This window comes from Helicobacter sp. MIT 14-3879 (genome assembly GCF_003364125.1).
The window spans coordinates 1-509 of sequence record NZ_NXLP01000194.1; the positions used below are offsets into that span (position 1 = coordinate 1).

The following is a 509-nucleotide window of genomic DNA, read 5'->3' on the forward strand; positions in this document are numbered from 1 at the left end:
TGATACCCACTTTCCAAATGGTTATGTTGATAAAGATTTTTGTAGTGATTTAGAGTTTGGTTACTCTAGTGCTATAAAGTGTTCTGATAGAATTATAAGTGATTTTATAGCTTGGGTTAAAAAACAAGATTTTTATAAAAATACAACAATAATAATCTTAGGAGACCATTTAAGTATGCAACAAAACTTCTTTCCAGATAATGCTAAAAGAGCAATATTTAATGTTTTTATAAATCCTAAATTTAGCAAAGAAGCTAGTAAAGAATTAATAAAAAATAGACTTATTAGCCATTTTGATATAACTCCTTTAATATTAGATTCTATTGGATTTAAAGTAGAATCTTTTGGTTTAGGTAGAAATCCTTTATATAAAAAAACTTTATTAGAAGAATATGAAGATTTTAATGATTTAATTATGCAACCTTCAAAAACTTATGAGAGTTTTTGGCAAGAGAAAAGTAATAAAGAAAAATAATTAAGTAATAAATTATGAAAGAAAGTAGGGAAAA

General features: G+C 24.0%; 1 protein-coding gene. It reads left to right on the top strand.

Annotated elements, in window-relative coordinates:
- On the top strand, positions 1-475 hold a 475-nt coding region (locus tag CQA44_RS12930; RefSeq protein WP_220272170.1), incomplete at its 5' end, for a sulfatase-like hydrolase/transferase.
- Positions 476-509 lie beyond the last annotated feature (34 nt).